General features: G+C 55.9%; 9 protein-coding genes. 2 read left to right on the top strand and 7 right to left on the bottom strand.

What is annotated here, in order from left to right:
* Positions 1 to 88 precede the first annotated feature (88 nt).
* Positions 89 to 3,646, bottom strand: a complete 3,558-nt coding sequence (locus D9N13_RS07480) for a hypothetical protein (RefSeq protein WP_290587807.1) — start codon at positions 3,644 to 3,646, stop codon at positions 89 to 91.
* Between the two features lie 88 nt (positions 3,647 to 3,734).
* On the opposite strand from D9N13_RS07480, the gene D9N13_RS07475 reads away from it, so the two are divergent.
* Positions 3,735 to 3,908 (top strand): hypothetical protein, encoded by a 174-nt coding sequence (locus D9N13_RS07475; RefSeq protein ID WP_290587805.1) that lies wholly within the window; start codon positions 3,735 to 3,737, stop codon positions 3,906 to 3,908.
* Positions 3,909 to 3,919: 11 nt separating this feature from the next.
* Here D9N13_RS07475 and D9N13_RS07470 read toward each other — a convergent pair whose 3' ends face one another.
* The 4 genes from D9N13_RS07470 to D9N13_RS07455 form a co-directional block, all read right to left on the bottom strand.
* Positions 3,920 to 4,825 (bottom strand): hypothetical protein, encoded by a 906-nt coding sequence (locus tag D9N13_RS07470; RefSeq protein ID WP_290587803.1) that lies wholly within the window; start codon positions 4,823 to 4,825, stop codon positions 3,920 to 3,922.
* A gap of 12 nt (positions 4,826 to 4,837) precedes the next feature.
* A complete protein-coding gene (locus D9N13_RS07465; protein ID WP_290587801.1) occupies positions 4,838 to 7,069 on the bottom strand; it encodes a YgiQ family radical SAM protein in 2,232 nt (743 codons plus the stop codon).
* Positions 7,070 to 7,155: 86 nt separating this feature from the next.
* Positions 7,156 to 9,573, bottom strand: a complete 2,418-nt coding sequence (locus D9N13_RS07460; RefSeq protein WP_290587799.1) for a PAS domain S-box protein — start codon at positions 9,571 to 9,573, stop codon at positions 7,156 to 7,158.
* 200 nt (positions 9,574 to 9,773) lie between these two features.
* A complete protein-coding gene (locus tag D9N13_RS07455) occupies positions 9,774 to 10,235 on the bottom strand; it encodes a flavodoxin family protein (RefSeq protein ID WP_290587797.1) in 462 nt (153 codons plus the stop codon).
* A 92-nt stretch (positions 10,236 to 10,327) separates the two neighbouring features.
* Between D9N13_RS07455 and D9N13_RS07450 the strand changes: the two genes are divergently transcribed.
* Complete coding sequence (locus D9N13_RS07450; RefSeq protein ID WP_290587795.1) at positions 10,328 to 11,056, top strand: glutathione S-transferase family protein; 729 nt, start codon at positions 10,328 to 10,330, stop codon at positions 11,054 to 11,056.
* Positions 11,057 to 11,114: 58 nt separating this feature from the next.
* Here D9N13_RS07450 and D9N13_RS07445 read toward each other — a convergent pair whose 3' ends face one another.
* Both D9N13_RS07445 and fmdA read right to left on the bottom strand, forming a co-directional pair.
* Positions 11,115 to 11,465, bottom strand: a complete 351-nt coding sequence (locus D9N13_RS07445) for a zinc ribbon domain-containing protein (protein ID WP_290587793.1) — start codon at positions 11,463 to 11,465, stop codon at positions 11,115 to 11,117.
* Between the two features lie 30 nt (positions 11,466 to 11,495).
* Positions 11,496 to 12,725 carry a formamidase gene (gene fmdA / locus D9N13_RS07440; RefSeq protein WP_290587791.1) on the bottom strand — a complete coding sequence of 410 codons (1,230 nt, stop codon included), beginning with the start codon at positions 12,723 to 12,725 and terminating at the stop codon, positions 11,496 to 11,498.
* Between the last annotated feature and the right edge of the window lie 26 nt (positions 12,726 to 12,751).

The following is a 12,751-nucleotide window of genomic DNA, read 5'->3' as shown; positions in this document are numbered from 1 at the left end:
CAGTCGTCGCGGTTTCGTCAACTAAACTGGTAATATTACCGGTTTGATTGACGCCTGATCACCAGTTTAACCCATCGTCAGCAATTTCCTATCGAAACGCCCCCTGGTAACGGGTCAGGGAAACGGGCAAGTTCTTAAACAGCGTTGTCGAGGCTTCCATGGTGATCTCGCCGTCTTCATGCACGTTGAATTCACATTGCAACAGGGATTTTTGCCACAGCACCAGCGCTTGGTAACGCTGCCTGCCTTCGTTGTTGAATTGGCCGCTAACATACCGGATCGGGTGAAGGCTTTGCCGCAGTGTTTCAGGAATCTTGATCTTGGAATTGGTTGGCCAGTTCAGTTCATCCACATTGGTCACCAGTTGAAAGCGATCTTTCTTTTGCCGGTCGAAGGCACAAAAGAAGTTCAGGTAGGCAATGGGGGCGGCTTCGTCCCGGGTCAGATCCAGGTGCTGCGGATTAAACGCGTGAATGAAATGGGCGTGCCCCTCTAATACGGCTCCACCCTTGGCGCCTGCCAGAACACAGCAGTATTTCACCCGCAAGGGATCTGCCTGCAGCCATTGTATGTCCAGCAAATCAAATCCGGGGTAGAAAGAAAGCGGTAAGCGGCGAACCGCATTGCATTGATGATGTGCCACGGCCGAGTCCAGCTGTGCGGTATCCAGGGCGCAGTTCAAAGCGGCCTGATATTGCTCCAGTTCGATGTTCGTCAGATCCTGCCAGTCTCCCGAAAGCGGGGGGCGGGCATACCAAACGTGTTCCAGAGCAATGGAAAAAAGCCGGTTGGATTTGGTGATGACATTGGTTTTGCCCACCAGCCCGTTCATCAGTTTCAGTTGGCGCAGCATATCCTGCGCCGGTTTGTGTTGGTATTTGGATTGCGTGGCTTTTTCGTACCAGCGGTAGGCGGCTTCCAGGTCGGGCGCCACACCCTGGCCATTTTGGTAGCACACTCCCAGGTTGTACATGGCATCGGTATTGCCGGTTTCAGCGGCCTGCTCAAGCCAATACAGGCCCTGTGCTTGGTCTGCTTCATCACCCTGTAACAGCAGTTCCACCAGTTGGTTGACGGCACCGGCGTGTTTGGCCTTGGCGGCTTGGCTGTACCAGGCGATGGCGTTGGCCCGATCCGGAGGGTTTTGGTGGCAGTAAAAATAACCCAAAGCCGCCATGGCATTAACGTCCCCCAGGTGGGCGGCCTGGGTGAACCAGTCTTCCGCCTGGGCCGGTTTGGCAACCTCGGGTTTGGAATAGAATAAGCCAAGCCGCAGCTTTGCGTCCGGATGGCCTGCTGCATCGGCGTTTTTATACCACCGCTCGGCTTGATCGTAATCGGGCCCGTGGTGGCGTTCAAACAGATTGCCGAGCTTGTACATGGCGGTGCTGTCGCCGGTTGCGGCGGCCTTCTCCAGCCAGTGAACGGTCGCCTCCAGATCGGTTTTGCCGTCACTGCCTTGCTCAAACATTTTGGCCAGGTTGATCATGGCGGCACTGAATCCCTGGTCGGCGGCTTTTTCATACCAGTACCGGGCTTGTGCTGTGTCCGCAGCCACACCCAGCCCGGTTTCATAACACTGTGCCAGGTTGTTCATCGCATACAGGCTGCCACTTTGTGCCCCTTTGCTGAACCAATAGAAGGCTTTGTCCAGGTCTTTCTCAATGCCCTGGCCGGAGCGGTAGCTGCTGCCCAGGTTGTCCATGGCATCGGCGTATCCGGCCTCTGCGGACTGAATAAACCATTGGGTGCCCTTTGCGAGATCTTGTTCCACACCAAAGCCGTTGTGATAGAAAATCCCCAGGTTATGCATGGCGGTAATGTTGTTGGCCTGTGCAGCTTCTTGTGTGGCTGCAAAGGCTTTTTCGTAATCAATGGTTCCTGTTAAACCGTAAAAGTGGGCAACCCCCATCAGTGCCAGGGCTTCCCCCTGCTTATCGGCGGGCACCTGTTCCAGCAGGGTGATGACCCAACCGGGTAATGCTTGCCTGCCATTGATGTACTTTCTGGAAATATCCACCGCCACGTCTTTCAGTGCTTCCCAATAAGGGCCGGGATTGATCTCGATGTTCAGCAGTTGTTGGGTAATGCGGTGATCAAAGAAATCCTGGGTTAACCTTTGCATAAAGGCCGACAAGGGTTTCGGTTTGATTTGGGCGGCCTGCAGAATGCGCTCGGGGCACAGGCCGTGATGATCCAATGCCGACAACACAAACCATTCCCCCAGAATATCCGGTAGCAACGGTGGAATATCAAAAATAACTCCGTGGGCGGATGATCGGGTATCGCCGTCGGTGATCACCAGGGCGGTGCGCCGGGTGGCAGAATCCGGGTGGGGAATGATACCGGCCGATGCCAGGGTTTTACTGTCCACGCCTTGGGCCATGGTGGCGATAACGGCGAGTTTGAGGGCTTCGGGGTCGGAATCCAGGGCCGGTTTGGGTTGGTCGTAGACCCGCTTCCAGCGGTCTTTGAAATCTCGTTCAATGACCTTGTCCAACAGGCCCTCCCGATTGAGATTCTCGGCACTGGGATCGTCGGCAAGAATTTTACCGAGAAAATAGGCGTACAGGGGCCGGCCTTCTTTATCGATGTGCTCCAACTGGGCGGCTATGGCGTCACTTTCCAAGGTCAGCTCGGTGCCGAAGTGCGCTGCCACCTGGCGGACAATATCCACCAGATCCCGGGGTAATAACTTTTTCAGAAACACCTGGCCGTTGTTGTCCGGGCTGCGGTAGGCCAGCAGATCCTCGCCTTCATCGTCGTCGGCCAGCTCAATAAACCATTCCGCCAGGCCACCGATCTCCAGTTTGTCGCTGGATTTTTCGCTTTTGGGTTCGTTGATCGCGACCAACGGGCGGCCATCCCAGGGTTGGCGTTCCACGAACAGCAGTCGCACCGGGTGCTGGAATTCCGCGGACCGTACTTTCAGAGCGTCCAAAACGGTTTTGATTTCCGGTTCGCGCCCCACCACGTAATCAACGATCAGCAAATGGGGGCGGTTGGGCTGCCAGCTCTGCCAACGGTCAAACTGGGTGCCCGGCTGAAAGGTCAGCGGCCCCGCGGCCCAGCCCATTTCGTGGGCCCTGGTGATCAGCTCCCAGGCCAGCCGGCTTTTGCCCTGACCACCCACACCGGCGATCTGCAGCCACTGAAAACCGGGGGCATCGGAGAGAAAATTGCAGAGCTGCTGCCACTCCTGGTCGCGTCCCAGGGGTTTTTCAATTAGCCGGTGCAGGTAGTGAAAGATGTTGTTACGACTTTTGGGTACTTCAAAAACCGGTTGTGGTGAATCGGCGACAGTGGCTTCCGGTGCGCTGAGGTTGGGCAGGGGCTTACCCAAAAAGAACTGGGTGATTTGCTCCCCACTGTAGCCCATGGAGGTCAGGTAAGGGGCGCAGGTGCGTTTTTGCGGTGAGTCCGATTTGCCGCCTTCCAGCCGCTTCAATCCCCGTAGTTTGCTCTCAAAGCCTTTTGGGTCCAGGGTTCTGGCTTTTTCCGCGTCCGGCTGATGATCGTAAAATACGCACCATATCAACTCTTCCTGAGTCAGCCCCTGCCCATGCCGATAGCGAACAATCAGCTCCTGCATTTGTTCTCCCAGGCTGCTGTTGCCGGCGGCAGGCTGTTTGTCCCCGTTTGTCACCGGATCTATCCCCCTTTGTCACCTGTTCTACCCCAATCCTGCAGGCAGTATTTCCAGAGTGTGTAATAAAACTGTCTGGAGAATCAACATGTTCGAGCGCATTAAAAAGGCATTGCAGGTTTTGGGTAAGCATTCAGTGTTGCACCGTGCATTGTATTTTTGCCTGTTTTTGAGCTACGGCGCCGGTTGTCTGGGGCTGGATAAGTTGGTTGTCAGCGGGTTGGCGGCCGTCTGTTATCTGGCGTTGGCGGTGAGGAGCTGAACATGGCTATGTCAAAAATAGTCGTGCCGCACCTCATACACCTGTTCATCCGGCCGTTCGATTTCCGATTCAATGCCGGAGTTGCGGCGAGTACGCCCGGCGGCGTATTGAAACCCCGGGCCTGCCATCATCTCGTCGCATTGCAGGCATTGATTCAGTTCACCGTTATTGGTGTTGTCGCTGGATTCGGTGCCGGTAAGCAGCGGGATCAAGCCGTACTCCTGCACACAGAGTACCAGGCAGGATTGGGTGGTTTTGTCGGCGTTATAGGCCCAGCTTTCAGCGCAGGCTTCGGTAAATCCGATTTCCTGCATGCAGCTTTTTTTGTTATTGAAGCCCAGGCGTTTGCTGCAGGTTTTGGCCATGATGGTCAGATCCAGCGAGCCGTACACGGCCAGATCCTGCAGGGTGGAGCAGGTGCCGCAGGCCTGGTAGTGGGTGAGTATAAAGCCCGCTGTGCTGTTCAGGGCATTACGGTTTTCAAAACTGGCCAGTTGGTATTGGCCGGGATTGTTGGGATCAAAGCGCACACCGCATACGGCGGCCTGATCTGGTGCCGGCAGGCGGTTCAGCCACCATTGGCGTACGTCTTCTCTGGCGGGAAACGCCTGCACGGGTATGCCGGTGGCGGTAATGCTGTAGTAACAGTTGGGATCATTCCAGCAGGTGGTGAAGTCGAGGAAGCTCAGGGGGTGGTAGGGGGATGTACTTTGGGGGCCGCTGCCGCTGCTGTTCAGCAACTGTTTTTTCTGCAATACGCTGGTGAGGTTGGTGGCCTGGGTTTGTTGCAGTTGGTACTGTGTTTCCGCATCAAAAAGGGGTTGTGGCAGCGGTGTTACGTCCAGGGGTTGATTGCAGGCGCTGAGCAAACCCGCAGCCAGCCCCAGCGCTGCCCATCGGGGCGCTGGTATGGTCATGCTGGTGGTTCCCTATTTTGTTGTTTTTGTTTTGGTACCTTTGCGTGCTTTGCCCTTGGCCGCCGCCGTACCGCTACGGGGCGGCAGGCCGGTGTGTTGCGTCAGGATTTTACCCCGGCCCGCTTTGGCCCGGGTGCCGCCGGGTTTGGCTTTGCGCCGGCCGGTTTTATTGTCTGCTGAATTCAGTTTAGCCGTTGGGTGATTGGCGGGTTGAGTCGGTGGCACCAGATGTTTCTTGCCGTAACCAATCAGGTGGGCTTTGCCCATGTTCTTCAGCGCTTCACGCAACAGGGGCCAGTTATCCGGATCGTGGTAACGCAAAAACGCTTTGTGTAAACGCCGCTGCTTTTCACCCTTGGGTATGAATACCTTTTCGGTTTTGTAGTTTACCCGGTGGATAGGATCTTTCTCGGTGTGGTACATGGTGGTGGCCATGGCCATGGGCGAGGGGTAAAAGTTCTGCACCTGATCTGCGCGGAAGCCGTTGTTCTTCAACCAGAAGGCCAGGCTCAGCATGTCCTCATCACGGGTGCCGGGGTGCGCGGCAATAAAGTAGGGAATCAGATATTGTTCCTTGCCTGCCTCTTTGGAAAACCGATCAAACATGTCCTTGAACTGATCGTAGGTGCCCATGCCTGGTTTCATCATTTTCGACAGGGGCGCGCTTTCGGTGTGCTCCGGTGCAATTTTCAAATAGCCGCCCACGTGATGGCTCACCAGTTCTTTCACGTATTCCGGATCCAGCACCGCCAGGTCGTAACGCAGACCGGAGGCAATCATGATGCGTTTGATGCCCGGCAGTTCCCGCGCCCGGCGATACAGCCTTGTGGTTGGGCTGTGATCGGTCACCAGATTTTTGCAGATGGTGGGAAACACGCAGGATAAACGACGGCAGTTCTGATGGATCTCTTCGCTCACGCAGTTGAGCATGTACATGTTGGCGGTGGGGCCACCCAGGTCCGAGATGGTGCCGGTAAAGCCCGGTGTCATGTCGCGGATCTTTTCCACTTCGCGCAGAATGGAATCTTCCGAGCGGCTTTGGATCACCCGGCCTTCGTGTTCGGTAATGGAGCAGAATGAGCACCCGCCAAAGCACCCGCGCATGATGTTGACGGAAAAGCGAATCATCTCGTAGGCGGGAATGCGTGCGTCACCGTATGCCGGGTGTGGCACCCGCTGAAACGGCAGTTCGAATACGTCGTCCAGTTCCTCGGTGGAGAGCGGCACCGGCGGCGGGTTCATCCACAGATAACGGTCACCGTGCTTTTGCACCAGGGTGCGGGCGTTGGAGGGGTTGGTTTCCAGATGCAGCACCCGCGAGGTGTGGGCATACAGCACCGGGTCTTTGCTGACTTTTTCATAGGAGGGCAACGACACAAACTGTTTTTTGCTGCCGGCGGCGGGGCGGATATGCACCACCTGCGCGTCGGCTGGGCTGTCGCCGCCGTCACCTTTGGCACAGGGGGCTTCCAGGGCTTCGTTGGTCTGTTCCCATTGATAGGGGTTGTAGAGGGGGTCCACTTTGCCGGGCTGATCAATGCGGGTGGAATCTTTCACTTCCCAGTCGCCGGGCAATTCATGCAGCAGGCAGGCGGTACCGCGCACATCGCGGATGTCTTTCATGGTTTGTCCGGCGGCCACGCGATGGGCCACTTCCACCACTGCCCGCTCGGCATTGCCGTACACCAGCAGGTCGGCTTTGGCATCCATCAGCACCGAGCGGCGAACTTTGTTGCTCCAGTAGTCGTAATGGGCGATCCGGCGCAGGCTGGCTTCGATGCCACCAATCAAAACCGGCACATCCTTGTAGGCCTGGCGGCAGCGCTGGGTATAAACCAGCACCGCCCGGTCCGGGCGTTTACCCCCTTCGTTATTGGGGGTATAGGCGTCGTCGTGACGAATCTTCAGGTCCGCCGTGTAGCGGTTGATCATGGAATCCATGTTGCCGGCAGATACGGCGAAAAACAGATTAGGCTTGCCCAGTTTCTGGAAATCGTTGGCGTTGTGCCAGTCCGGCTGGGCGATGATGCCCACGCGAAATCCCTGTGATTCCAATAACCTGCCGATCACCGCCATGCCGAAGCTGGGGTGGTCTACGTAGGCGTCACCGCTGATGATGATGATGTCGCAGCTGTCCCAGCCCAGTTCATCCATTTCCCGGCGGGACATGGGTAAAAACGGGGCCGTGCCGTAACATTCCGCCCAATAGCGCGGATAGGTAAACAGGGATTTGGCTGCTTGCATAAGGTAAACACAGGACTGCTGAACGAAGAATGGCCCAATTTTAGCGGAACTGCCGCCATATCACCAACGATCTTGAGTTTGCCTGATTAGCCCAGTTTGAAAAAGCTCAACTCCTGATGCATCTTGTCCACCTGGTCCACCATGGAGGTGGTGGCGGCGGTGGCCTCTTCCATCAATGCGGAATTCTGCTGGGTGGATTCATCAATGCTGCTGACGGCCTGGTTCACCTGTTGTATCCCCACCAGTTGTTCCGAGGCGGAGTCCGCGATCTCAGATACCTGCTCGGTGACTTTCACCACCTGGGCAATGATTTCCTCCAGTGTTTCACCGGATTTGAGCACCATCTCGGTGCCGGTCTCCACCTTGTTGACGCTGTCTTTGATCAGTTGCCCGATTTCCTTGGCAGCGGCGGCGGAGCGTTGCGCCAGGTTACGCACCTCACCGGCCACCACCGCAAAACCACGGCCCTGCTCACCAGCACGGGCTGCTTCCACGGCGGCGTTCAGGGCCAACAGGTTGGTTTGAAAGGCGATCTCATCAATGGTGCCGATGATATCGGCAATTTGTTTGCTGGAGGTGGAGATGGCCTGCATCGCCTGAATGGTGGCGTCCACGACGGCCTTGCCTTTGGTGGCGGATTCCTGCGCGGTTTTGGCGGTTTCGTTGGCGCTGTTTGCGTTGCTGGTGCTGGTGTTCAGCTGCGATGTCATTTCTTCCATGCTGGAGGCCGTTTCCTGCAGTGATGCCGCCTGGCTTTCGGTGCGGCGGCTTAGATCCAGGTTGCCGCTTTGAATTTCCGTTGCGCCCACCTGAATGTCAGTGGCGGCGCTCTGGATGCTGGCCACCAGATTCTGCAGGCGGTCAAAGGTGGAATTGAGCGCGGTTTTCAGTTGCTCAAACTCGCCCTGATACTCGCCGTTAACCCGCTGACTCAAATCCCCCTGCGCCAGTGCCAGCAGGCAACTGCTGATTTCGTTGACGGCGCATTTGCGCTGGGTCACATCGGTGGCGTACTTCACCACTTTGTAGGGATTGCCGGACGCATCGAATATCGGATTGTAGGAGGCCTGAATCCAGATGCGGCTGCCATCTTTGGCAATTCGCTCGTACTCTTCACTGAAGAATTCACCGGCATTGAGTGCTTGCCAGAAGGATTGGTATTCGGCGGATTTGGCGTAGGCATCGTCCACAAAAATGCGGTGGTGTTGGCCTTTGACTTCTTCCAGGGTGTAACCCATTGTTTTCAGAAAATTGTCGTTGGCGTAGCGGATGGTGCCGTCCAGTTCGAACTCGATCACCGCCTGGGAGCGGGAAATGGCATTCAGTTGGCCCTGGTAATCAGCGTTGCGCAGTTTGTCTGCGGTGATGTCGGTGGCGCATTTCACCACTCTCACCGGATTGCCGTTCAGATCCAGAATGGGGTTGTACGATGCCTGAATCCACACCTCGCGGCCATTGTTGCCGATGCGTTTGTATTCCCCGGTGAAGTGCTTGCCTGCATTCAGGGCCTGCCAGAATGCTTTGTAGTCTGGGGAGTTGCGTTCACCGGCTTCAACGAATATACGGTGATGTTTGCCTTTGATCTGGTCCAGTGTGTAGCCCATTACCTGCAGAAAATTATCGTTGGCGTTCTGAATGGTACCATCCAGGTTGAATGCAATGACGGCCTGGGATCGTGAGATGGCTTCAATCTGGCCGGAGTAATCGGCATTTTTCAGGGTTTGTTCGGTCACGTCGGTGGCGAACTTGATGACCCGGACGGTGTTGCCGTTTTCGTCCAGAATGGGGTTGTAGGTGGCTTGAATCCAGATTTCTTTACCGTGCTTGCCAAAGCGCTGGAAAGTGGCGGATTGAAATTTACCCTGGCGCAGGCGGTTCCAGAATTCCCGGTACTCAGGACTTTGGCCGTATTCCTGGCCCACGAAAATGCGATGATGCTGGCCTTGAATCTCTTCCAGTGTGTAGCCCATGGCATCCAGAAAATTTTGATTGGCTTCGAGAATGTTGCCTTCAGGATCAAACTGAATCACCGCCTGGGAGCGGTTTAGGGCGTCGAATTGGCTCAGTAATGCCTGTCGTTCCCGCTTCTGGGTGGTGATGTCCACCGCAAACTTGACGCAGTGGGTGACGCATCCCTCGGCGTTATACACCGGATTGTAGGCAGCCTGAATCCACACCTCGCGACCATCTTTGGTACGCCGCCTGAATTCACCGGACTGGAACTCACCACGCTGCAGATTGACCCAGAAGGCCTTGTAATCAGGGCTGTTGGCGTCATCGCCGCTGACAAACAGGCGGTGATGTTTGCCTTTAATCTCGTCCAGCCGGTAACCCATCAAATCCAGAAACTGCCGGTTGGCATCCAGAATGATGCCGTCCAGGTCGAACTCGATGCGGGCTTGGGTCTTGTCCACTGCTTGCAACACGGCTTCCAGTTCAGCAAGGCGTTGCTCTGTCTGCCGCCCGGCTGTGCCGTTCAGTGCTGCCATCAGTTTCGCGAACATGATCAAATCCCTCTGAATTGGCTTCCATGAATAAAATCAGGCTGTTGTTACAAGCCTAGTATTTCAAGTCTAGAAGCAGCTGCCGGGATTCGCGAATCCTGCGCGGGTGGTGAAAGAGAAACGGGCCTCAAAATGGTGTGGTTTATCGGTGATTTTGCCTGATTGGCTTAGGCTGGTTGCCGTGTTTGTCTGGATTTCAGTCAGATGATGCCGGCGTCCAGGCTCATGGCCATGGTGGTTCCCAGTTGTTTGCACTGTTCAAGGAACTGGTCGTCCCATTCACCCCGGCACAACACGGTGGGTTGCACGGCTTTCCAGCGTAATCCGGTGGTGATGGAGTCCACCGCGCGGCAGGTGCCGGTGCCGTCGTGACCGGCCCGCACAAACAGGGCAAAGGGCAGGCCCTGCTTTTCTTCCAGGCAGGGATAGTAGATGCGGTCGAAAAAGTCTTTCAGGGCGCCGCTCATATAGCCCAGGTTTTCGGTGGTGCCCAGAATGATGGCATCGCAATCCAGCACATCCTGGGCGATGGCGTGCAGTGGCGCCACCTCCTTGACGGTCACGTCGCAAATGGAGGGGTGGCGGGTGCCTTCCAGAACGGCGTCCACCAACTTGCGGGTGTTCTCGGACGGGGTGTGGGCTACCACCAATAATTTCTTCATACTGTATCCCGGCTTGGTGCTTCTCTGATAGGCGTTGTTCCTGCAGTATGGTAAAACAACCCCTGCAATGAAAATAATTAATAGAGAACATTATGGCACTTGTACTGTATCAGTTTCCAATTTCGCACTTTTGCGAAAAGGCCCGTTGGGCGCTGGATTATAAAGGTCTGGATTACACCACCAAAAATCTGCTTCCCGGATTGCATGTTAAAACCACCAAAAAACTGGCGGCCCGTTCCTCGGTGCCCATATTGGAGCACGATGGCCGCTCGGTGCAGGGCTCTGAGCAGATCATTACGTACTTGGATGAGCATTTTCCGGAGAAAAAACTCACTCCGGTGAATTCTCACGATGCGCAGTTCGCCTTGGAGTGGGAGCGTTATCTGGATCGGGAGATCGGTGTGCACCTGCGGCGTTATGTGTATCACACGTTGCTGCAGCACCCCGATTTGGTGATCGGTTTTTTTGCCACGGGCGGGCCGTTCTGGGCCAAGCCGTTCCTGAAGGTGGTGTTTCCAAAACTATCCCGTACCATGCGGAAGCTGATGGACATCAATGAGGCGACGGCCGCCAAATCGCGGCAGAGTATGTTGATGGCGTTGGAGCGTTTGAACGATGCCCTGGATGAAAAATCCTATCTGGTGGGCGAGCGTTTCAGTCGTGCGGATTTAACCGCCGCGGCCCTGCTGGCACCTTTGTTTATGCCGCCCCAATACGGCTTGGCTTGGCCTGCGGCCATGCCGGAACCGTTGCAGTCCGATGTGAGGGCACTGGCACCCCAGCTGGCCTGGGCAGAAAAGATCTATCAGCAGCATCGGTGAAAGCAAGGATGCAGCCGTGCCCTGAGTTCGTGTGAAAGGCACGGCTGCTGAGGTCAGCCTAGTGGCTGATCATCCATGGACGCATGGAAGGAAAGAATTTCTCCCCCCGGGCGGTGTACATGAGTTTGGAGTGACGCTTCTTGTGATCACCGCATCCACAGCCACCATCGCGCTTGTCGATCCTGCGTGAGGCATCACTGGAGAAAATCGGTTCATGCTGGGCTTTCTCATTGGTCTCGAATGCCTGTCGGCGCTCGGAATTCATTTTGAGAAACTCCGGCGGAATCATGATGACCCGGGCCGCCAGCTGTCCGCATTGCGGACAGGGGCAGGGTTTGTCGTGATCCGCCATGGTGGCCAACTCCTGGAATACACCATGGTCTTTGCATTTGTAATCGTAAACCGGCATAAAAATCTCCTGTTACGTGTTTGCGGCTATTTATTTATCCGGAGCAAGGGGCACATCGATGGACCCATCCAGTTCTTTCTTCGGCCCATCGGCATTGGGTTTGACATCAAATTCAAAGATATCCGTGGGTAACCACAGGGTGGCGCAGGCGTTGGGCACGTCCACCACGCCGCTGATGTGGCCTTGCACCGGAGCGGTACCCAGAATGGCGTAAGCCTGGGCGCCGGAATAACCGAATTTCTTCAGGTACTCGATGGCGTTGAGGCAGGCCTGGCGATAGGCGATGTGGACATCCAGGTAATGTTGTTTGCCCTGTTCATCCACCGAAATCCCTTCAAAGATCAGGTAGTCATCGTACTTGGGTGTGATGGGGCTGGGCATGAACACCGGATTTTTAATGGCGTACTTGGACATGCCGTCTTTGATCAGATCCACGCGCATGTGAATCCAGCCGGCCATTTCGATGGCACCGCAGAAGGTGATCTCACCGTCGCCCTGGCTGAAGTGCAGGTCGCCCACCGACAGGCCGCCGTCTTTCACATAAACCGGGAAGTAAACTTTGGAACCACGGGATAAGTCTTTGATGTCGCAGTTGCCGCCGTGTTCACGGGGCGGTACTGTGCGGGCGCCTTCGGCTGCCGCCGCATCGCGCTCGGCACCGGTCAATTTACCCATGTGGGCGGTTTCGGCATAGGGCAGGTTGGCCAGGCCGGGAACGCGATCGGGCTCGGTGTCGTAGAGTTCTTTCTCACGTTTGTTCCACTCTTCCAGCATTTCCTTGGAAGGCAGGCAACCGATCAGGCCGGGATGAATCAGGCCGGCAAATTCAACGCCGGGCACGTGGCGGGATTTGGTGAACATGCCGTTGAAATCCCAGATGGATTTCTGGGCTTCCGGAAAGTGTTCGGTGAGGAAGCCGCCGCCGTTCTGCTTGGAGAAGAAACCGTTGAAACCCCACAGGCTTTCCTGAAAGGCGCCGATGTCGAGAATCTCCACCACCAGCAGGTCACCGGGCTCGGCCCCTTCGACACCCACCGGGCCGGACAGGAAATGCACCTGGGAAAGATCGACGTCACGCACATCGGATGCGTCATCGTCGTTCTTGATCTGGCCACCGGTCCAGTCGTAACACTCGATAATGAAATCGTCACCGGGTTTAACCATTGCCGCCATGGGAATGTCCGGGTGCCAGCGATTGTGAATGTCGTCCTGATCGTAGGGCGATTTGTTAAGATCAATTTTGATAATGGTTTCAGCCATGGTTCAAGTCTCCAGACAGTGGTTTT

It is taken from the genome of Ketobacter sp. GenoA1, from assembly GCF_003671475.1.
Lineage (GTDB): Bacteria > Pseudomonadota > Gammaproteobacteria > Pseudomonadales > Ketobacteraceae > Ketobacter.
Note: the sequence above shows the minus strand (reverse complement) of the source record. Positions and strands in the feature narration are given on the sequence as shown.

Bases quoted from the DNA above. Each gene is read 5' to 3' on its own strand.
- D9N13_RS07475 (WP_290587805.1), top strand. From the start codon at position 3,735: ATGTTCGAGCGCATTAAAAAGGCATTGCAGGTTTTGGGTAAGCATTCA.
- D9N13_RS07470 (WP_290587803.1), bottom strand. From the start codon at position 4,825: ATGACCATACCAGCGCCCCGATGGGCAGCGCTGGGGCTGGCTGCGGGT.
- D9N13_RS07465 (WP_290587801.1), bottom strand. From the start codon at position 7,069: ATGCAAGCAGCCAAATCCCTGTTTACCTATCCGCGCTATTGGGCGGAA.
- D9N13_RS07460 (WP_290587799.1), bottom strand. From the start codon at position 9,573: ATGTTCGCGAAACTGATGGCAGCACTGAACGGCACAGCCGGGCGGCAG.
- D9N13_RS07455 (WP_290587797.1), bottom strand. From the start codon at position 10,235: ATGAAGAAATTATTGGTGGTAGCCCACACCCCGTCCGAGAACACCCGC.
- D9N13_RS07450 (WP_290587795.1), top strand. From the start codon at position 10,328: ATGGCACTTGTACTGTATCAGTTTCCAATTTCGCACTTTTGCGAAAAG.
- D9N13_RS07445 (WP_290587793.1), bottom strand. From the start codon at position 11,465: ATGCCGGTTTACGATTACAAATGCAAAGACCATGGTGTATTCCAGGAG.
- fmdA (WP_290587791.1), bottom strand. From the start codon at position 12,725: ATGGCTGAAACCATTATCAAAATTGATCTTAACAAATCGCCCTACGAT.